12 protein-coding genes are annotated in these 22,755 nt (G+C 45.8%); 1 reads left to right on the forward strand and 11 read right to left on the reverse strand.

The window, feature by feature from the left end:
• Positions 1 to 32 precede the first annotated feature (32 nt).
• Complete coding sequence (locus tag BC351_RS19935; RefSeq protein WP_158082159.1) at positions 33 to 5,513, reverse strand: glycosyl hydrolase family 28-related protein; 5,481 nt, start codon at positions 5,511 to 5,513, stop codon at positions 33 to 35.
• Between the two features lie 495 nt (positions 5,514 to 6,008).
• Between BC351_RS19935 and BC351_RS19940 the strand changes: the two genes are divergently transcribed.
• A complete protein-coding gene (locus tag BC351_RS19940) occupies positions 6,009 to 6,383 on the forward strand; it encodes a DUF6843 domain-containing protein (protein WP_079414491.1) in 375 nt (124 codons plus the stop codon).
• 181 nt (positions 6,384 to 6,564) lie between these two features.
• On the opposite strand, the gene BC351_RS19945 is transcribed toward BC351_RS19940, so the two are convergent.
• From BC351_RS19945 to BC351_RS19990, 10 genes are all read right to left on the reverse strand, one after another.
• Positions 6,565 to 7,596 carry a nitroreductase family protein gene (locus BC351_RS19945; protein WP_079414492.1) on the reverse strand — a complete coding sequence of 344 codons (1,032 nt, stop codon included), beginning with the start codon at positions 7,594 to 7,596 and terminating at the stop codon, positions 6,565 to 6,567.
• A 60-nt stretch (positions 7,597 to 7,656) separates the two neighbouring features.
• Positions 7,657 to 8,139 carry a MarR family transcriptional regulator gene (locus tag BC351_RS19950; RefSeq protein ID WP_079414493.1) on the reverse strand — a complete coding sequence of 161 codons (483 nt, stop codon included), beginning with the start codon at positions 8,137 to 8,139 and terminating at the stop codon, positions 7,657 to 7,659.
• A gap of 152 nt (positions 8,140 to 8,291) precedes the next feature.
• Positions 8,292 to 8,891, reverse strand: coding sequence for a hypothetical protein (locus BC351_RS19955; protein WP_079414494.1), 600 nt, complete (start codon positions 8,889 to 8,891; stop codon positions 8,292 to 8,294).
• A gap of 257 nt (positions 8,892 to 9,148) precedes the next feature.
• The gene (locus tag BC351_RS19960) at positions 9,149 to 9,733 is read right to left on the reverse strand and encodes a dienelactone hydrolase family protein (protein WP_079414570.1); all 585 of its coding nucleotides are present in this window, start codon (positions 9,731 to 9,733) and stop codon (positions 9,149 to 9,151) included.
• A gap of 81 nt (positions 9,734 to 9,814) precedes the next feature.
• A complete protein-coding gene (locus BC351_RS19965) occupies positions 9,815 to 10,222 on the reverse strand; it encodes a VanZ family protein (RefSeq protein WP_079414495.1) in 408 nt (135 codons plus the stop codon).
• 233 nt (positions 10,223 to 10,455) lie between these two features.
• The gene (locus BC351_RS19970; RefSeq protein ID WP_079414496.1) at positions 10,456 to 15,543 is read right to left on the reverse strand and encodes a golvesin C-terminal-like domain-containing protein; all 5,088 of its coding nucleotides are present in this window, start codon (positions 15,541 to 15,543) and stop codon (positions 10,456 to 10,458) included.
• A gap of 271 nt (positions 15,544 to 15,814) precedes the next feature.
• The gene (locus tag BC351_RS19975; RefSeq protein ID WP_079414497.1) at positions 15,815 to 17,026 is read right to left on the reverse strand and encodes an SGNH/GDSL hydrolase family protein; all 1,212 of its coding nucleotides are present in this window, start codon (positions 17,024 to 17,026) and stop codon (positions 15,815 to 15,817) included.
• Positions 17,023 to 19,260: an FAD-dependent oxidoreductase gene (locus BC351_RS19980; RefSeq protein ID WP_079414498.1), complete on the reverse strand. Its 2,238-nt coding sequence runs from the start codon at positions 19,258 to 19,260 to the stop codon at positions 17,023 to 17,025. The genes BC351_RS19975 and BC351_RS19980 overlap by 4 nt, the downstream gene beginning before the upstream one ends.
• Before the next feature lie 100 nt (positions 19,261 to 19,360).
• Positions 19,361 to 20,986, reverse strand: coding sequence for a response regulator transcription factor (locus BC351_RS19985; protein ID WP_244209102.1), 1,626 nt, complete (start codon positions 20,984 to 20,986; stop codon positions 19,361 to 19,363).
• The gene (locus BC351_RS19990; protein WP_079414500.1) at positions 20,983 to 22,722 is read right to left on the reverse strand and encodes a sensor histidine kinase; all 1,740 of its coding nucleotides are present in this window, start codon (positions 22,720 to 22,722) and stop codon (positions 20,983 to 20,985) included. The genes BC351_RS19985 and BC351_RS19990 overlap by 4 nt, the downstream gene beginning before the upstream one ends.
• Between the last annotated feature and the right edge of the window lie 33 nt (positions 22,723 to 22,755).

The following is a 22,755-nucleotide window of genomic DNA, read 5'->3' on the forward strand; positions in this document are numbered from 1 at the left end:
ACAAGAGCCATTCTTGTTCGGCTGTTTTGAACTTATTTGGTTACTTTTACAACCATTGTATCGCTTGATGTGGCACCCGCATTATTGACCAGCTCTGCGCGATACGCATATGTGCCAATCGCTTTATTGGCAGCGACTGTCACTGCCGATTGCGCGGATGGTGTCTGATCCGTCAATTCCTGCGTGTAAATGAGCACACCATTCTCATACAAGCGATAGGTTGTACCATTTGTCCCCCACCACATGTTCATGCTGACCTTGAAGTTTCCGTCTTGATCCCAGTTATCATTGGATAAAACCGGTTTGTCAGGTGCAGCCTTCGTTACGTTAACAACATGAGTCGCGCTAGTCGTCGTACCGAATGTATTCGTTAACTCTGCATAGTAACGATAGGTCCCGTTCTTCTTTCCGCTAATGGCGGTTACTGCTGTTTGTGCATTGGGTGAGTTGTCTGTAAGAATTTTTGTGTCGATTAATACGCCATTCTCATAGAGTTTATAGGTTCTGCCATTTTCACCATACCACATGTTCATCGTGACCTTGTAACTGCCACCTTGAAGGCCCGTGTCAAAGCCATTATCATCCGAAAGAACGATTGTCCCTGGCTTTGCTTTGTTTGCATGAATAACTTTATCTATATTGCTAACCTGATAACTGGTTACATTCGAAACGCCACCGCGTCCATTAGCGCCTCTGGCATAGACCGTTGCATTTTCTGAAAAAACAACTGGCTCGGTATACGTGATCCACGTACCGTCTGCGCCCAGCTTGTATTCTTTCAACGTCGTGTCATCCGAATAATGAATCGTTACTGTGACATTCGTGTCGGTCGGAACTGTAATATCCGCAGTGAAAGTTGGATCTGCCGGCCGCTGCGAGAGCAGGCTCATTAGCCTGTTTTTGACATCCCCATCGGGCAGATAACTGATGAAGGATAATGCGGCGTCAAGGTGAGCGGCATCTGGATGCTCGTTTGCATCCTCAACTGCCTGCTCAGCGGCCTTTTCTACAATGAGAGAATATTCCCCTTGTAATAAATATAAATCACCATACAAGACGGTGTTCTTGCTCGTACCGATTCCTTGGTTATACTCCATGAATGCACTTCTTCCATTACCGTCATTTTCATTAATGAGCAGCGCTAACCCAATTGGATCTCCCACTTGGAACGGATACGATGGATCATGCAATTGTGCCAATGGAATTTTCAACTTGTATGTTGTGATGCCATTCTCCCGTGTGATTATCGCCTGTGCATTAAAGGCTCCCGTGTTTGCACCATTCGGAGCTTTCCATCTCCACTGCTTGACAGTCCCGTCGTTGTTAAGCGCAAACCCGAGTTCATTGACATTCTGACTGGATGCCCCGTTCTTCCTAGACAAATCGAGCCCGACTTGAATGCTGTCCCCTTGCCAAATATCGCCGTTTGACCACGTTTGGTAATGGATATCATCATGCACCTGGACGAAGAGATTTAATGTTTCATCCGTCCAATTCATTTTGGCCTCTGCACTAAGATCGTCAGGACCGTTCCATTTCCCGCCAGTACTATGATATTGATCCGCTCTATTGAGATGAATTGCCGGGACTTCGCCTTCATTTCCATTACCTTCATGGACTGCGATGGATACTCCAACTTGACCCCTGATGAAATAAATCTGTCCGGTAGCTAAAGTAACTTTGAAGGTAACCGTGTCGCTAACGATCAATGGTACTTTAATTGATATACTCCCGCCAGGAGCCACCCCATTAAAACGAAGCGGAACAAAATGGCTTGCATAATCCGAAGGTTGGTCGACTTCGATTTTCCCTTGAATGTCTTGAGGGATCGCTAGATTCGTTAATGTCAGTATCGAAGCCAACTGCTCGGGATGCAAGGGATCATAGCTGGTTCTGGACACCTGAAGTGAAATGGGCTTAATGTCCGTTCCCGATACTTTACCGGGCGCATAATTTTCCAGTTGCAAATCACCTTTGAATATATTAGCAGCTTCGACAATTTGGACAATGTCAGGCGCAGCGTAAATATGCGTAGTGCCCGATTGTTGAAAGTAAGAATCGTATAACGTGACTTCCCCGCCCAAAGCATTGATTCCACGTTCACCGACAACCGTAAAATTCGCTTGCTGCAAATGGAGCTTGCCAGCCTTGATATCTGCGGATCGTGTTGTACTGCCCCACATCGAAGTGTTGAAGAAAGTCGCTTCGGAATTAAACCCTTCATCCAGCGTAATATACACTTTGTCCGATGTGCTGATCGACACCAGTTCGGTATTGATAAACGTCAATCCACCATTCCCGGCGCCTTCCATATACACCCCTTTCTTACTTCCGTCTGTACCGTGCCCGACAATCGTAGCCTCTGGCCCTTGGCCATTCTCCGCAACAAAATGAATCCCATATTTCGAGCCGAAAACAAAGGTGTTGAAAATTGTTTCATTGCTTGCATGACCAATATGAAACGCATCGAGATTTTCTTTTTGATAACTCCAAACGGCATCTTGCCCGCCGCTGGGCACACCATTCGGATACGTGCTTCTTGCATAGTAATGTGGATTAAACTGCACGTTCCTCATCATTCCGCCATTCGATCCACCGCCAATATAAATGCCTTCTTTCAGTGGGGATCCCGCAACATAGTCAATGTAATGCCCGCTCGTATCATACGTTCCGAAATCAATCCCTTGATAAGCATTGACAAGCGTTGTATTCAGTACATAAACGTTGTGGCCCTTACCTTGGATCGTCCAAGCATACGGCTTGATTTGGTTGTAAACCTGCCGATCGTAATACACCGAAAGTCCATTGACGCCGGCATTCTGCTCAAGAGAAATGAAAGGCGCCGCATTCGGAGCATTTTCACCGTAGTTTGTAAAAATAACACTGCCGCCGCCAATGGTATGATGAGGCACATCCCATGATCCGCGAAGCTCTACGCCGCTTGGAATCGTGATAGGCTCGTTGATCCGATAAATGCCTGCAGGCAGATAGACCGTGCCCCCTAGTGCCGCAGCGTTGGCAAGCGCTTGTTTAACAGCCGCGGTAGCATCTGTTATTCCCTTGCGATCTGCCAAATAGGGCGCTTTCGTTACATCGATCATATTCACAGAAGCTGGTTTTGGGCGCTCTGTACGATCCAAAGCAATACTGGTGGGCATCGTCTTCAGTTCATAGTTGTCTCCATGCTGACTGTTGATATCCGCAGCGTCGCTATGGTTGGTGATAGCGAGATTCCCTTGATAGCCGGAGTTGATGGCACTCACTTTCGTAACATCCCGATTCAGCAACACGTGATGATCCGGTTTGGCAAATTGCACCTGTCCCAGTATGAGCGAACCGCTATCTGCAACAATTGCATACCCGCCCTCTGGACGATTCCAATTCTCTATGGTGCTATTTTCAAAAGATAGGACGCCTGTCCCCTCGTTGACGACCGCATTTTTCGGATTACCCCCGACAGTGACGGAATTAAACTGTACGATCGAATGAAACCCTTGCGTCGCGTAGATCGCAATTGGTGTTTCGCCAACGTTCGCCCTAAAGCTGCTGTTGGAAATTAGCAGGCCGTAATCATTCACGCCTTCAATTTTGAAAGCGACATTACAATCTTCGATTTGAATGTTGTACAGCTGCGCATTCGCTGTTTCCAGCGAACCTGTTCTCGTTGTGATTCTCATCCCGACTTTGTAGCCAGATAGGTGAATGTCAGATATGTATTCCCAATCTGATCTCCCCATGACGATGCCTTCTGCATTCGATGTCATATACGCAAATAAAGCAGCTTCGGCCGGCGATCCCGCAAGGGCGGATTGTGACCAATATTTCGGGGAAAAATGCACCCCTTCCAGACGTCCGATATCCGTTGTGTAATCGAGGAAAACACCTGTATGCAGGGCAGTCCCATACACATTCTTAATATAATGCAGCTCATTCCACACCGGACCGATTTTGATCCCGTTGTAGGAGTTTACCAGGGTCACATTTTGAACGGTTGCATTATCGCCCGTTAGCTGTTCAATCGTCCATGGATAAGGCGTAACCGCATTGCCCGCTTGTTCCGGGTACCAGATGGACAAGTTCGTAATGCCGCTTGACTGCTCCAGCTTCACAAAGCTGGCCTCCGTCTCATCCCCTTTCCCCGCATAGGCGTCCAGCACCGTCCCCTTAATTCCCGCGGATTGCTCAGGATTCGCCCAATCTCCTCTAAGCGTAACTCCCGTTGGAATGAGCAAATTCCCTGTGATCTTGTAATGACCGGACGGTGCGAATACGACACCGCCTCCATCGTTTCGGGCAGCTTCCAAAGCGTTCGTAAATGCTCTCGTATCATCCGTATCGTCATCGGCCTTGGCACCGAAATCGGTCACGTTATAATTAGCAATAACGACGCCATCCGTCGGATATTGCGTTTGTATGACCTTGGCATCGCTCTGTACGAGAATGCGCTTGCTCTTCGTAACCTTCACAGAGGCTACATACAGATCTGTATTATTCGCCGGCGCGCCTGCACCCGCGATGCCAATCCGAAAATCAGCACCATTGGCGCGGTTGGCAAATTTGGCGTCCGACAGCTTAAACGTCGTTGTCCTCCACTTGTTCGTATTCGTATACGTAAAGAGAGGCGCACTTTTGAAAGCGGCGGAGTCTGCATCATATTGGAGCGCAATACTGCCATTGCCTTGGTCAAAGTATTCGACAGTTACATAAACATCTTGGTCTTGATTATTGTAAAGGAAGCTGTCGTCGACATTCATGTAGAGATATAAAGTTCCAGGGCTAGGCGCGCCTTTATTCGTTTGCCAATAGCCTTTCCCTTGTAACACACCCGTTTGCAGTCCTTGCGCATAATCGCCAGCTTTTGCCGTAATGCCGTTATTCAACGTCGTTGCACCAAGCGTAATGCTTACAGTGTCCGTTACCGCAACTTTAGGTTGCTTCATAACAGAAACGGAAGCAACTTTAAGATCCACATTGGTGCTCGCGGGGGCTCCTGCGCCTTCGATGCCTATGCGAAAATCAGCGTCATTCGTACGATTAGCGAATTTGGCGTCTGTCAATGTAAAGGTTTGTGTTTTCCATTGTTTCGTATCGGTGTACGTGAACAAAGGCGCGTCTTTAAAGGGAGCCGTTGTGGAATCGTATTGCAAGACCATCTTTCCATTGCCCTCATCCCAATATTTCACAGTAACTTGCACGTCTTGATCCGAATTATCTTTCAAATAAGCATCATCCACATTGATGTAAAAATAGTTCGTCCCCGTAGTTTTGTTCGTCTGCCAATAGGTAGCTCCAGCTACCGTTCCCGTCTGCAGACCATTTGGATTGTCTCCTGCCCATGCATGGATCCCGTTTTCTACCGGATTTCCACCTAATGTTACGCTGACTCCGTCCGCAGCTGCTGAAGCTTTGACCGGGTATAGTTGCATCGACACCGCAATCAGAAGAAAAACTAGCACTTTTGCAACAAAGGATCTCACAAGGTTAAACGTAAAGCGGTTATGCCTGCTTGTCATTTGCATTTCCTCCTATTTGATCTTAATAAGCCAGTAAATGTACAAACGCATAATGATCTTTCTTCATAACCTCCGCTCATTGGTTTTCATGGCTATTTAGCTATGTAACTAACATTCTAGACGATTATTGAAAACGCTAACATAAGTGAATATTAAACAATCGAGGCTAAAATTGGCCAATCGGGTAGGAGGCTATGAATCCCTATCAAAACAGGAGATAGAAGAGAATCTGGAATAAAAAAAAGCCTCTGCTATTAGTAAGCAGAAAGCTGCGTTATCCAACAGCAACAGCGAGAAGAAGAGGAGCGGTTGGAGGATTTTTTTAGTTCAAAGCTTGGCGTGTGATACACTTCATTAATATTATTGGAATGCATTGTCTCCATCCCTTCCTTAGTTCCCAGTTTCCCACCAATTTACAACGTATGAAATTGGTAACTTTTTGTATATTTGTGCGTCAATACTAATGTACTATCCCATTGAAAAGAGGAGTTTCATTTGAAGAAGTATTTATTTATAGCTTTAACAATCATGGTACTAGGCTTAATCTTCCTAATAACTACAACAAATAAAAATCCACTTCATATTTACCTCTTACCAGAAAACTTTGTTGGAGAAGTAGAAGTTACTTTTGACCAATTAGATTACCCACCACTTACTAAAGAAAGAAATACATTTATTTATCACATACCTAAGTCAGGTAAGTTGAAAACCTCAAATACCATGGAAAGTGGACCTGTTGAGGTATACTATGTTGACAATCAGGGTCAGCGTAAGAAAGTAAGCCATGAACATTTTTCTGGGGTGTCTTCGCATGGTGGAGGTGAAGATAATCAAACAGTTGCAACATTCTTTATTGGTACAAAAGAATAATACGAAATTTTTGTGAAACAACAATAATGTTGCTAGGAACATTGGATGATAATTAATAATTTGAGAACCATCATTCCGTTAGCCTGCCCGTTACTTTAATCTCAACCTAGAGTGGTATAGACTGATCGAACTTAACCTCTAGAAACCTTATGCCTATGGATGACTGCTCCTAGCAGTATTGTCATAGATGTGAGATATTCAGCAATAGGGGAGCAGCCGGAGCGGATTCCGAGGATTGAGCATCTCCTCCGAGCTCCAACACCGCTACGATCCGCTCCTGCGGCCGAATCCCAAACGGCTTGCACCATTCCCGGTCATAAACCCATTCCGGAACCGTGCGCCGCACATGCCAAGACTTGGATTTGGCCAACAATTGAAAGTTTTGGATCAAACAGCATACCGCCGCGTAATCCTCCTCTTGCTTGTGGGGATCCGCTTCTTCCTTCGCCACAATCAGGAGAGATGCCGGCGACGCATCCCCATACGAAACTCGGAGCTTGCCGGCCGCTTCGCCGCCCGTTACATAGATAAAGCGCCAAGGTTCCCTTAGTCCATCGTTCGGCGCCCAGACGGCGTCATTCAGCAATTCGAGAATGGCTTGCGCGGGAATTCGGACGTTATCCAACTGCGGCCTATCTGGCTCTCCGCCTCCACCGATTGTGGTCCATTTCTGCTTCGCCGGCGTTCTTCTCCGAGATCTCGGCGCTTTATCGAAATATCCCACATGTAAAATCCCTGCTAGCCTTTCACCTTCCCGCAAACCGATTTCCGCAAGAAACGACTCGCTTTGAAGCATTGGGTCCGTGTCCCACAGCATGCCCAACCCGCGCTCCCAGCCCAGTAGTTGAAAATTTTGCATGACACTACAAACTGCTGCGTAATTTTCGTCACTCTGCCGCCGATTGGCGGCGGATTCTGCAATGAAGATCAGGTGAGCGGGAATATCCGTTATTCGTTTTATGAGAAATTCGATCATTTTGGCAGGAATGAGCTTACCGAATTTGCTTTCCTTCATCTTAGCTATCATACTCTCAACCAGCCTTTGACGCGACTCCGCCGTGCCGGCGTAAATACAACGCCAGCGCGGCGTACCCTCGGCCTCGTACAGGCTTGCCGCTCCGTTCAACAAGTATACGAGCAGTTCCGGCGCTACCGGTGTTGCGTTGAATCTCCGGATGGTTCTACGTTCTCTAATCGTTCGGGAAAAATTCAACCTAATCCCTCCTTGCTAATATAGTTTACTGGTAAACAAAAATAACAAAAAAAATTTAGCTTATCTCTCGCCAACATACCGGTTCATACCTTGAAAAAACTTCAAAATCGTCTGATGCTCACTATCGGAGTAACTGTCCAAAAACCGGAAAAAGCTCATCTCCTCCGCTTCATGCAAAGTCCGATGCATTTCGAACAACTTCTTCCCTAGGGACGTTAGCCGAAAATACACCTCTTTGCGGTTATCGTTGAGCTGGGTCCGATTAATGAGGTCAAGTGCAAGCAGCTTCTTGTTGATCTTTGTAATACTCGCCTTCGACAAATTTAATTTATCCACAATCGCGGAATGATTAATCGGTTCGTGATTGCCGATGCAATCCAGGACATGGATGGTCGATAAACTTCCTAGGACGCCTTTCAGCTCATGAAGCTGCACAAACTCTTTGATTTCTTTAAGTTCCAGCTCTAGCCGCTGTTCTTGCAAATGGAAAAAATGAAGCAATTGATTATAAATTAGCGCCTTGATACTTTCAGGATAATCCATGTTCCGGTTCACACTCCATATTGTTTACATTGAAACTAAAATATCACAGTTTGCAGGTTTCAGCAAGTGCCGCATTCCAGCACAAATATCCTTACCTTCCTGGATATTTTCTAATCTATTATCACAGAACTTATTACATAACCTTAATTCATTTAATCAGTAATTTTTTTAAGCTCAAAAATAGTTGCCTCTGATAACAAGATAAGCCTGTTGTTATTAACAAGAAAAAAACTTACACTTACAGGTATGCTTTGTTTTGTAGAAGGGTCACTTATATCTATTGCTTTTACTACATCACTTATATTTAAGTCTGGGATATCTATTTTATATAATCTATAAAAAGAGAGGGAGTTATCGCATGCCGCTGTAATCTCATATAATGGATTTTTTAGTTCATATTGATATTTCTTATAGTTTTTTAGTCCTTTTGATGAAAAAAAGTCTTTTTTGATTATAATTTCATCTCCAATAAATTTTTGCCCTGTTGGATATTCAGAAGCATCATTGTATGAGTTTGCAAATCCTAAAAGCTTCTCAACTTTCCAAGTTCCATAGAAATATTTTTCAGTTTCACTATCCAAATTTATACGTTCTACAGTACAATATTCGGATGTGTATTTTTGGATAATAGACTCATCCGTTTCAGGTTTAGGCTTACTAGAAGTATTTGGATTTGATGTCATTTCAACATTTCCACAAGCCGATGCTAGCATCAACATTATCATAATACAAACCAATAATACTTTTTTCATATTTCACACTCCCACTATAAAGTTATGTTTTCGCCTGTTTACTTCCATCTATTTCATTAATACATTCATCAGCCTTTTTCCTTATTACATCGAGCATTTGTTGTCACCTCGAGTGATATTAGCTAAAACTATACTAATTTATTTCACCATAAATCGGAAAACATTCCCCAAGCAAAACTGCCCGTTACTTAAGAAAAGGCAACCAATCCACCTGGGCTGGTTACCTTTTACAAGTTGTTGAAAGCCTAAGCAAACACTCAGTCATCCAAATGCCGGAGGAATTCAAGCACACGTTGCAACAGCAACGCCGTCGCGTCAGCGTCATACGACGGCAAACTGCTGTCTGCGAAGTAGTGTTGATCGCCTGGGTACAGATAGAGATCGGCATGATTGGCCGACGCCACGAGCTCACGTGCGGCCTCAATGTCGCCCTCGTCAACGAAATAGGGATCTGCGTCCATCCCGTGAATCTGCACCGGCAGATCCGCTGGCCAGGGAGATCCGAACATCGAGGTCGGAACGCAGGAGTGAAAGAACAACGCGCCACGGGCGCCTTCACGGGTCTGGGCGAGCTTCTGTGCCGCTACTACTACACCGAGCGAAAACCCCGCATAGACAAGCTCACGCTGAAGCTCACTAGCCACACGTGTACCGCGCTCCATTATCTCTTCGAACCCAATCTCCTTGACATAGGCTATGCCGTCCTCGATAGTGGTAAACAAGTGACCGTCGAAAAGGTCAGGAACGTGTACAATGTGCCCCTCCCCTCTAAGCTCGTCGGCGAAGGTAAAAATGCCCTTTGTCAGTCCGAGTGCGTGGTGAAATAAAAGAACCTCTGCCATTTTCTCTTTTCCTCCCATGTGCAGCATTATGAAAATTGCGCCTCTTACTCATCATAGATTAGAGTTCACCGCTAGCCCAATTCAGAGTCTCAATCTCACCATGAATAATAAATATAATATAACAGGTAATCCTGCAGCAGATAGTAATGTGATTACGGTACATACTTTTTTCTCATCTCGCATTGCAAACGCTAAAAACTTATACCCTAAAATACCAATCCATCCACCCAAACAATTTAAAATTATGTCATCAATGTCTGATGTCCCGATGCCTAAAAGCCCCTGAATGATTTCAACAAATAAACTCACAAAGAATATAAACAACAGATTGATTATTACTCTTTTGTCCTTTTTGAATAGTGATAAATAAGTACCAAGAGGAATGAAAATAACTATATTACCAACCACATTGCTAAAAGCGAATTTTTTTAGAGTCGCAGAACCGCCAAATATATACTCTTTTATACTATAAAAAGGAATAAGATTGATTGACCTATGTAAAGTCCATTTTTCATTTCATCCCTGCTTATTCTCTGACGTTCCGTCTATAGATGAAGTTCACGGCTATACACTCTTCTTCGAGAAATGTGATTAGTTTACCTTCTTTACTTCCATGAGGTCGTGTGCTGATTCCAAGAAATAAAAAGAGCCGAATGGATCGTTCTCATCCACTCAGCTCTTAGGGTTATTTTACCACTTCCATTCATAAACACGCCGCGATTTCAATAAATGCCAGGAACCCTTCCCGGTATTTGTGTAATTGTTGATTGGGCATTTGGTGTTTGTGAAGATGCCGGACTGACGGAATGCCGTTCGAACTTGACTGCATCAGCCCTCGTATAGATCATATCGGCAGGAAGGGTTGGCGGATCTACGGTGGTCGGAGTCTCCCTGGTTAAACGAACATACTCGCTGCCGTCTCCTGTAAAGTCGAATGTTCCCAGATTAACCCAACCCGACGAGCCGACTGTCGCATCGATATATGTGGTCTCGGTAACCGACTGATGCTTCACTTCCACTTTGACATGATTATCGTTTGCCGTTGTGTGGACGAGTTTGTAGATGGAGACCGTATATCTTCCCTCAGGAAATTGAGCCTTCCACGTCGCTGATGATCCTTGAACGGTAGAGTAACGGGACTTAACACCGATTTTGTAGCCGGCTAAATTGCTTTGGCTCCAAGACCCTTCCGTAGTGTATAACCCAGTCGTATTCGTGCTGTCGACAATAACTGTCAGGTCCTTGATCGGTATAGCCAAAGACGGTGTTGTTAAGGTCACTCCATCCAACGTTACAGTGGCCCACACCGTGATATGATCTGTGGCTCCATCAAGGCTTTGAAGGGTCAACAAACCGCTGCTGTCCACTGCAGCCAGATCGGTTCTATCAACAAAATACTGCACATTCGCATGTGCCAGATCACCGATCAGACCGTTATCCAAATAACCGGTTACACTCAGTTGAGCGGCTCGAGTCATCTGCAGTTCGTCCTGATTCGACAGGATGGCCACCGATTCCAGCAGCGGCATCCGATTCGGATCCACCCACATCATCGCATCGGCAACTACCCGTGACTTATTGGCCTTGTTGGTCAATTCAACGTATCCACTATCGCCTGCTGCAAAAGGGTAAGCTCCCAGGAACACCCACGCCCCATTAGCCATTGACTCGTCAACGGTAACCGTCTGTGAACCACCGCTGTAATAAACGGTAAAAGCGGCATTGGTTGCCCAATTTTCACTCGTGGCGGTTATCTGCGGAAGCTTGTAATACACGCTATAAGTGACACTTTCCGGCAGTTCGGGCCGCCAGACAATCTTGCTCGTCGCTGTACCTGAAGTTGATTTGGCATACACATAGTTATCGTAGTAATAGTCATTAGCCGTTGTGTCCCGTATCCAGACACCTTCTGTCTCCGCCTCCGTATTATCCACAATAATGGAGGACCCTACCTGCCAATCCGGTTGGACCGGCGTCGCCGTTACATGATCAGGCAGATATAGCGTTCGCTTGCGGGTCTGTTTCCCGTCCGATTCCACATAATAAGTGAAGGTTTGGGATAAATCGTTTACCCGTATCGACCATTCCATCGGATAGATCGTATCTGGAACGGTTGTGTATGTGGTCCCGCCGTCCAATGAATAATGGATCGTCGCTGGCTTCGTCGTTTTGGCCTCTACGTAAGCATCGTAGGACGTTTCGTCGGGCTTGACGATTAGCATGCCTTTAACAGCATCTATTGGACTGTGAACATCGAAAAAATAGCTTGCATTCGATGTATCAGCCGTTCTAACCTGATGCAGCGGCACATCAATGTTAAGACCATCCACAATGATTGCTGTCATTCCCTTGCTTGAAACTGTGGCCTGAATGATTCCGCCACTCATTACCGCCTGCACTGGTGTGCCATTATCCCGGATGATGGTTACGTTATAATTATGTGCTGGGTCGAACCCAATGAGCTGTGCATTCAATTTAATTGGAGTCTGTACTTCAGCAGTCGATTCGTTGCTTAATCCAATGTAGAACTTTTTTCCACTTTCACCCGTTATCCAGTTCAATTGAGGATTATTGGTCTGGATAATCCCTTTGGGCATCCAGAGCCAAACGTTCGAATTGCCGTAGAATTGACCTGGCTTATTCCCATAGAGATGATATTTGAACCATAGAAAATTAGTTTCGAATACAGAAGGGAATGTGATGTTTCCATTGGATTTCAGCGATTGTTCGCTGATTAGATAATCCATCGTTTGCCCGAGCTGCGCTGGCATGTGGTGATAATAGATGGATGTGGCCCCGCTGGGACCTTCCAAAGCAAAATTCGGTTCCAGCTGACTAACGGCGAAGCCCTTATAGTAATAACCCGGATAACTGGAATAACGTCCGATAACCGCATTATGAGCGATATCCTGCAGCAGTTTGTCGCCTGTATAGAGCGACAATCTCAGCATGAATGGAGCTTCCTGCGCATTCATCCGATAATAGCTGGTTGTACTTCCCGCTTCGAACGTCAACCCGTTGGGTGAAACAAGCCAACTGTCCGCTTGTACGCCCCCAGCTACATCTTCTGGCAGCTTGCTCCTAGGATAATTGTATTTACCGCTTGCCGGCCAATGGAATGACTCCGCGTAATTATACGTCTCCGGCTGCGGAATCGTAACGGTGCCTCCGGGAACCGGACGAGCAACGAACATGGTAGCATACTGTTTGGCTTCCTTGTAAGCGGCATTCAAGTATTTGGGGTCCTTCGTTTCCTCGTAGAGCTCCAAGATCTCCATCCACAGTTTGCCGTAATAATAAATAAACTCATTTTTACTTACATTTACAGTTTCAGGAGTATCGATATTTTGAATGATATAACTGTCGGCTGCATCCTTGGCAGCCTGTAAATACTGCGCATCCCCGGTCATACGATACATCATCAGGGGCTGAATGACAGGTCCGCGATCTTTCTGATCCGGATTGCGCACAAGGTACTCTTGCTGTCCCAGCGCCCCAATTCCAGGCGATGTGCCCATCATCTGATTGACAGCGGCTACGCTTGAAACATCGAACGGCAAAGTTGCCATTTTCCATAACGACGGCACGCCATATACGGGCTTCTGTGTCGGTGACCACCCGATCCCATTTCGCGATACACCGTACTGGATGGACGGCAGCGCCCTCGTATCGTAAAGTTGGTCGTCTCCGGTCAAATAGTAAGCTCCCAAAAGAACCGCATTGGATGTTGTTCGAACGCTGTCCTCGTTCTCGATGTCAATGAAGCCCTTGGCTCGGTTCCACCACCCGCTGGGCGACGGTACATAATTGACAGAGTCGTCACCCTGAGGCTCAATCTTGAGCAGATCGATCATATTGAACATCGCATCCGTAAGCGACTGTTCAGCGACATTCTCCCGGTAGGCCGAATAACCGTATTCACTGCGAAGAATATCCCCGTAGGCCTTATACAGACTGCTGCTTTGAGCGATTAGCCCCATATGAAATTGATACGTGCTTTCCGCAGTCATTTGCGAATAAGTTCCTAGTTGAGGAGCATACAGGATCGGCTGGACGCTTCCTTCGTTGTTGACAAGACTCATGCCCAGCCGTTGTTTCGCAACGCCTCCTGTCGGCTCAAATTCAACCGGAAGTTCGTCCGACGGTACAAAAACACCATAGGTCAAAGCTTTCCCCGCACCATCATTCTTTTCAACCAGACTCATCGGAGCGCTCAGCTCTCTTAAGCTTGTTGATTCCACTGAACCTACCATTTTGGCATGCGATCTGAAACCATTGAGCACTTCATTGATGCCAGAGATTTGCTCCGTCGTGAAAGACTGATAGCCGATCACATAATTGCCATCCCTGCGAGGTGTAAAGGCGAAGGACACATCTGGTTTGTCCCCAGACAGGGACCAGTTCACTTGTAAATCGTAATCGCTTCCATGCGAAGAATCGGTTAATACCGCCGTGTGGCTATCAGGGAAATTGATCCCGTCGAATGTAATCCAGCGTTTGTTCATCGTATCGTAGTAATTGGTGCGGCTTCCCGCATTCCCATCCAACAAGACCCATTGTTCTTCAAGTCTCTCCGCCACATTATTGATTGCCACCCAGTTCCCCGTAACCGTGTCCTTGTAGAACAGATCACGAACGATGGATTTGCCTCCATCCCAAGCAGCTTCATAGAAAGTCGCCTTATAGTTTGCGTTCTCGATGCTGCCTTTGTCCGTATAACTAAGGTTCGCCAATGTGCGGCTGCGCAGCGGAGGAAGCGGTGGAGCCTGCTGCCGAATATTCCCTTCGAACTTGACGCTATCTGCCCGCGTAATGATCGTGCCTGTCGTCGGCTGCGTTCGAGTCAGCCTGACAAATTCGGTATCATTTCCGCTGAAATAATACGCTCCCAAATCTACCCATCCGGCAGCTGGGCCCGACGAGGGCCTGAGATCCATAAACATGACATCCGTAATCCCATTGTGCACAATTTCGATTTTTACATTACTATCTGCTTTATCCGCCCAATTAAGCTTGTAGAATGATATTCTCGCCGTTCCTGCTTCCAAGCGCGGATTCCATGTGATGCTTCTTCCAACCGCATCTGTATAGCTGGTACTGGAATTATTATACCCCTTCACTCCTGTACTAGTGCTCCAGTAAGGAGCCGAGTATCCGTTATTCTTGTTATCCACATCTGTAGTGACGACACCATTAATCGTGAGGCTTCCATCATCAATAATGATCGTTTTATGAGGCTCTTTCTGCTGAATATTCCCTTCGAACTTGACCGCGTCAGCACGTGTTAGAACCGTACTGCTGCTGCTGGCAGACCGAGTCAATTTAACGAATTCCTCGCCAGACCCAGAGAAATAATACTCGCCCAAATCAACCCATCCCGCAGGCGCCCCGAATGAAGGCCTCAGATCCATAAATAGTACTTCCGTCGTTCCATTATGAACGATTTCGATTTTCACATTACTATCCGCTTTGTCCTCCCAATTAAGCTTGTAGAACGATATTCTCGCCGTTCCAGCTTCCAAGCGCGGATTCCACGTGATGGCTCTGCCTGCTGTGCTCGTATATTGGGAACTGGAATTATTATACCCCTTCACTCCTGTACTTGTGGTCCAGTTCGGAGCCGAGTATCCGTTATCCGCATTATCCGCGTCAGGGGTCACAACCCCATCGATCGTGAGGCTTCCGTCATCGATGATAATGGTCTTGAATGGCACAGTTTCCGCACTAGCCGTCCTAATTCCGAATAGGCTTAATGGAACTATTATCGTCATGATGACAACGATTAAACAAAACAGCTTCCTTTTTATCATACGGCTCATTTCCTTTCCTTATTTTGGTAACGCTTTCAAAAATTCGCACCCCCCTTTATCCACATGATCGCAAAGAAGCAATTATCCGCATCCTACTGGTTAATCCCCCCTTCGTCTTTGATATCATAGCATGCCGCCTAACTGTGAAATTTCTTTGATTTCTAGAATTTCTTATAAGATTTTAATAACAAATAGACCTGCAACGTATTCATCTGCTGAGCAGCAGTCAGATACGTTGCAAGTTGTACATTAGGAACCAAACGACTTTAAACTACACTAATGGCGGCTGCACCAACAACAGCTTGCCAAGCTGAATCACTGTTTGATCGTACCAATCCGGATGCTGCCGAACATGCTCAATGCTTCGTTCATTACCGCATGCCTCAAACACGGCCGCTTTGTCTGTCTTCTCGGTATCGATTTCGAAGCGAACTGTATGTTTCCCATTCGGGAGCTCCGGCAAGAAAACATACTGATTCCGATTATGATCGTTATACAGTGTGAATCGATCCACAAGGAAGGGATCTCCACCGTCCACCGTCACCTTCAATCTGCCGGAATCCGGCCCCCCGATATCGAACAGTCCAATGTGTGTGCCTTCGAACTGCACCGTGATAGCCTCCCCCGGATCGACCGCTCGCCATAGGCCAGAGAATAACCAATCGTACTTGCGGGCCAAAGCTGAATCATCGGGAGTTACGTAGGACCATCCTGCCGATAAATGGGCATGACCATCCAGCGGCAGCATCGTCGCGTACTCCCAAGGATTCGCCGGGACCAAAGTGGCCTGAGGCAAGTTATGCTCGACTCTTCCCAAGTGACCTAGAAGTTCTCTCATTTTCTCAAACGACCGAGTGATCGTATCTGTATAAATCTGGTGTCCTTCGGGAATTGTCGGATGGATCGAATCATGCGTAAAAACAATCGCTCCGGGAATGGACTTGTCTGCCCCTGAGGTAAAAATGAGTTTTCCTTCGGACACCAAATGGCTGACCGCTACACCCAGATGAATCGAAGGAATTCCGTAATAATCGGCCACTTCCTCTTGCATAAGCGCGCCCTTCTGGTATTCCCCGGATTGAAATAAGGCCACATCCCGCTCCTTCAGCGTATACACGAAGAGGATATCGGTAAACCGGCTCATCTTGCGGATTTGACGGACGATCCCTTCGATCCGCGCCTTGGACTCAGGCACTCCGCCATCGTTGCCGACAAATTCAACAAACACTAGATCAGGCTGATGACGCAGCACATCCCTCTCCAAACGGGCGCAGCCCAAATCCGATCCAGTTCCGTCAATGCCTGCATTCACACAGCGGATATCCGCCTGGGGATATTGCTCACGAAGCCAATCCGCCGTCATGACTCTGTATCCTTCAGAACGCGTATTGCTGCCGCCAAAATAGACGACTGTTACGGTTTCCCAATTTTCCAGCTTCTGAATGACATTAGGCAGCCCTCTTCGAGGGAATAATTCTTTCATTGCGACTTCACCTGACCCTCACTTATCGTTGTAGGAGCAAACAATTTTACAGCAAACACTTCATGATAAGGCGAACCGAAAGTCGCGCAGAAATCGAAGCGGATTCGGGTTACACCTTGCGCATCCACCTTATGTTTATTCAACGTGAGATAATTGCCACGGATTACGATTTCCCTCTCCGTTCCGTCTTCGAAGGTCAAGATCACATCATAATCTTGGATAAGGGACTCGATCGGATCATCGAAATGCTCCAAATCCAACTGCGAATTGAAAACCAGATGGATTTCGTCCAGACTTTTGGGGCTTGCAAAAGAGAGTTCCAACCATTCCCGTCCTTCCGTACGTTCGGAAATCCAGCCATTCGGCAGACCATAGGGCCTGGAGTAGCCGTTGACGACATTCTCGGGATTATACATATTCTGAGGTGGCAGCAAGTCCTTAAAGCAAATGCTCTGATTGAATTTCTTCAGCCTGGACGGCGCTTCCGGCTTATAATGGAAGCTAACCGCGCCTGTAATCTTCTCTTCGTTGACATACACGGCTAACCTAGCCGTACCTTCTAACACGATGTAGATTTTATCGTCCGCCGGCTTCTCGCAGCCCATGTCCAGCGTAATCCAGTCATCATGACCAGCTGCAATAGCCAATCGGTAGTCTTTCAACTCGCAAGAAGGAATATAATTTTCCTTCCGTTCCCCGCCAAACAGCTTCACATGCAGCGTTTCCGAATGCTCGGAAATATTTTTGATTTTGATCTGTACGCTTTCCGCCACTGAAGTTTGAATCGGCAAGACCAAACATAACCCTTTCTCCAAAGGAAGCGCTTCGGTTGGATGAGGATTGGCATAGCTGCGCTGAGATGAAGCGCGAATCTGTAATCCTTCCGCGAAATAAGGATCCAATTCCTCTTGAAGTCCTACAATCGTTTGTCCGTCTCGAAGCAGCAGCGCCTGCAGCTCCCCCATATGAGATTCGACTATGGCTGCGGGGTCTATCTCATATTTCATGCATAACGAAGCTGCCGTTCCAACCGCCTGCCCCATACAACCGCAGGTAGCCATTACTCTTGTAGAACCGAAAGCAACATGGGTAGCACTTATATTGCGGCCAGCGAACATGAGATTGGGAATATTCTGGGAAAATAAACTGCGGAACGGAATATTGTACAAGCCAGGCACGAAATTCCAAGCTGTAGCTGGTCCCTCATCATAGATGCCTTTAGCAGCATGCAAATCCATATACCATCCCCCGACGGATACCGCATCTTCGAAATGCGGCTTTGTGGTAAGATCGTTCTGAGACAACATGTGATCCCCTATAAATCGCCTCGACTCCCTTTTCCCCGGAATCGGGCAGACATAATCCAAGATGAGATTGTCCACATCGTCAAATTCGCCGCTATTTTTGATATAATCCCATATCCCGTAAACCAATTTCCGCAGCTCTAATGCGATGTCTTCATTGTTTGCGATAACATCCATATGTCCACCGTATTCCAGCCACCACAATCCGCCGAGTCCGTTGATTTTTCTAGGAAAAGCCCGATGGTTCAAGCCTTTTCTGATACTATCAAAAAAGTCCAATTTCGTAATATCATACGCAAAGCCAGGCCGCTTGTACGGAACAGAATATTCGACGTCACGGGCTTGAAACAGGATCGTGTCCCCCATGGTGTAATGATCCGCCACTTCGGGAGCCAAGTCTTCCTTGTATTCATGCCTCGCTTCTCTCCCCCATCGGAAGAGCGCGCCTGCCTGATATCCGACAACCCCGTCTCCGGAGCAATCGATGTAGGTTCGGCTTTCAAAACGGAATTTCCTTTCGGAAGCCAATTGAAGTCCTTCTACCCATTTAATTCTTCCGTTCTCCATTCCCGTTTCATGCACGCAGGTATTCAGGAATAGAGAAATGTTAGGCTCATCATAGACCATGTCCAACAGGACCGTATCCGAAAGCGAAAGCATAAGCTTCTTGTTATATAGCGGATTATAGTGGAAAATCCTCAGTTTGAGTTCTTCCACCAACCCGCCTTCACGCGCATAATAGGATGGACTGTTCCCAAGATAGGCCGACCCGTTGATATGAACCCTGACCTCGCTGCTGGCATTCCCCCCCAGAACCGGTCGATCATTAATAAGTGAAACTTGCAGCCCTTGGCGTGCGGCAGCAATGGCGGCGCATAGCCCAGCAATACCTCCGCCTACGACGGTTACATCCGCTTTAATAAGCTCCATTGTGATAACCTCCATGATTAGATACATCTATCATGGTAATCCTTTTGAACCCCATTTTTTTACATGATTTCGCGAAAAATTCATACATTTTTTTGCAACCTTATTTGGATTCATACCGTGTCATTTTTATCCGATATTGCTTAGGTGTATCACCCGTATATTCTTTAAATAATTTGCAAAAATACCCTTCATTTACAATTCCGACTTCCTCGCACAATTCCAATAAAGAATAATCCTGAACGTTTAACAGCTCAAGAGCCAATTGAATTTTTTTACGGTTGATGTAGCTGATAACGCCTTCGTTCATTGTTTTTTTGAAAAGACTGCTAAAATACGATGGAGCTAAATTCACTTCCTCGGCAATAGCCTCCAACGTTAAACGCTGTTTCAAGTTTTTCTCTATAAATCGCATGGCACTCATGATTTCTGCCCGATGCAAAAGTTGGCCAGCGTGTACATATTCGTAGGTGAAATCGCCAATATAGGCCAACTGCTCCTGAAATGCCATGAATTCGAGGGGAAACTCTGCGGCCTCTGTGGTCAACGTGTTCCCCGCTTTAAATTTCGCAGCAATGTCTCTATACAAGTTTCGAAGCATTGGTGCCATGATGGACTTATGGATTTTGTGATCCATAACAAATTGATTTAAAGCAGCAAATTCTTTCTCCAGCTCGTCCTTGGAAACCTTTCTTTGCAGCCAGGCTAGTAAATCAGCCAGCTTCTGCTGAAAGTCCTCCTTTTTGTCATTATGGTAATGAAACCGATGAGCGGGCGTTTTCACTGCTTTCTCTGCATGATAATAGAAATCGTCACTCACATTATTAGCTTCCGTGTAAGCTTGTTTAATGGATTCCCAGCCTCGGTGCGGACCGCCAAAAGCGACGGATACCCTTTGATTCAAATATTGATGCAAATGAGAGACGATCTGACTCCCGAGTGTCTGGCAAGCATATTCTGTATCCATCCTACTACGATTATTTTCCCAGGAAAGAAAGCCAATAAACCGATTATCGGAGAGATCCGCAGCTACCCCCCTGCCGCAATTCATCACCGTTTCTTCGATTACATTCGTAATCGCGTATTTCAAGATGTTTTGGTCAACCGCTGAATACTCATGGCGAAAACTTTCATACAGATTCATTTCAACAATAAAGCAGCAATAATTCGCTTGAAAGAAATGGAACTGCATTCGATTGGCGAAATCGGATGCCCGATGAGAAGGGATTTCGCCTCTGATCAGCTCGTTAAAAAATTGTTTACGGACTCTATATTTATTTTCAAGAACGGATACGTTTAAAGATTGAAATTCCTCTTCTTTTTTCTTAACCTCATCCCAAATTCCGGCTGCCTTATCCAAAGCTCGCTCCAAATCCGCTTCCCTGAGCGGAACCTTAACAATGTACTCCAATACGTTGGCATGAATAGCTCGCTGAGCGTACTCAAAAGACGAATAGGCAGTCAATAGAATGTATTGGGTATGTGGCAGCTCCGGCTTCAGCTGCTCAATCATGGTAATTCCATCCATTCGCGGCATAACAATATCGGTGATTACGATATCCGGCTTAAGCCGCAAGATCTCCTCGATCCCCTTCTGCCCATTATTCGCTTTGCCCACCAAATGGAATCGCCCTTCCTTATGGGAGAGCTCGCTAAAAAACAGCTCCAATCTTTGAATAATTAGATCTTCATCATCAACGATGAAGCAGGTGTAGTCTCTCACCATCATGCATCTCCTTTGAACATACCTGTTGGGAATATTGCGCGGACACGGGTTATTTCATTCGGTATGCTAATGATTTGCAGCCCGAACTGTTCGCCGTAGTGAAGTCTTATTCGACCATGAATATTGTTTAACCCAATTCTTTTCCTTTTTAGCTCTAGATCACTCGGTTCTGAATCTAGAATATGCTTTATTCGATCCGCTGGAATTCCTTCGCCTTGATCAACGACTTCGATCGTCACGATGCCGCCCTGCTCGTAGGCATGAATAGTAATCGAACCTTCGATTCCCCCTCCGTTATAGCCATGGAAGATGCTATTCTCCACGATGGGCTGCAGCAGCATTCGAAATACGGGGAAATCCATTAATCCATCTTCGATATTCTCAATCAAGTGGAAGTGCCTGTTATAACGGATGTTCTGGATCGCGATATAGTCCGCTACATTTTGCAATTCCTGACGCAGTGAAACCTTCTCCGAAGCGTCGGCTATCCCGTATTCCAATATTGAAATGAGAGACCCGATCACCACATCTACTTTCTCTATTTGTCCCAGGCGTATAACATTGCTAATAGATCCAAGCGTGTTATACAAAAAATGAGGATTTATTTGCGATTGCAGTACTTGGATCTCCAGCTTCCGCTCAAGTTCATTATGAAGCTCTGCTCGCCGAATCAGTTCCACAATTTGTTGCAGCATACGGTCGAAAGCTCGGGAAAGGTCGCCGAATTCATCATTTCGATTCATCGTCACTGTCGTTGTCAAATGGCCTTGCTCCACCCGTTTCATTTTTGTTTTGAGCGTGTAGAGCGGATTCCTTATATATTTGGCAATAAAAAAGGAAATGAACAGACTTAATAGAAAACCGGCAACCAGAAGCCCCATATAATAAGTTTCCAATCTGGACAACGCGGCTTCCAAGCGAGATTCATCGTTGATCGAGATGATGGACCAATTGAATTTCTCTGTCGATTTCTTCAAAATGGAGACCGGCATGCCATCCTTGGTATGCAGTTGAAGGCTTGTTCCCGTAGTATCAAGAATTTGTTCCGCCGACATATCCCCGATTGAAAACGTATGATCTTGAATATTCAGGGGGCCTCTATTTTCTGAAAATCCGGCAATAATTTTGCCAGATAGGGTAATCAGGGCCAGATTCATTTGTTCTTCTTTATTAATCTTGAACAAGGTTTCTTCAATGGCATTAAGATCCAAATCGATCGCTATGGCCATAGGAAACGGAGAGCCGTTCAGGTATCGAACCATCGTAACGGTCCAGCCGGAATACTTGGATTTATAAGGATCACTGACAAAGGTAGTCCGTTTGTTCTTGTTAGCCGCATCAAACAACGTTTTTCTGTCAGATAAGGGTTCATCGAAAATTCGCGTCAGCGTACTTCCGCCTAGAATGGATAAATCGCTATTGATCAAGTAAATGTTACTGACATAATTACTATTGAGCTCATACAGCTCTCTTAATTGATTTTTAATCACTTCCGTATTGGTAATGTTTGCTTTCACCGATGTTTCGACCGAGAACAAGATCGTCTGGAAAGAGGAAAAATTAACCGTTAAATACTGGTCAACTTTGTCCAATATTTGTTTTGTGTAATAAATATCATTGGTCCTTATTTCCTTTTGGACATAGCGATAGGACAGTTGGCTTATCAAGATGATGCAGCTTAATACAAATGCAAACACGATAAAAAATAGTTTTAAAGGCAAGCTGATTCTTCTTCGCATCGGTCATCTTCCTTTTAAATCTGTATTAAACTA

This window comes from Paenibacillus ferrarius, from assembly GCF_002027705.1.
GTDB classification, from domain to species: Bacteria; Bacillota; Bacilli; order Paenibacillales; family NBRC-103111; genus Paenibacillus_E; species Paenibacillus_E ferrarius.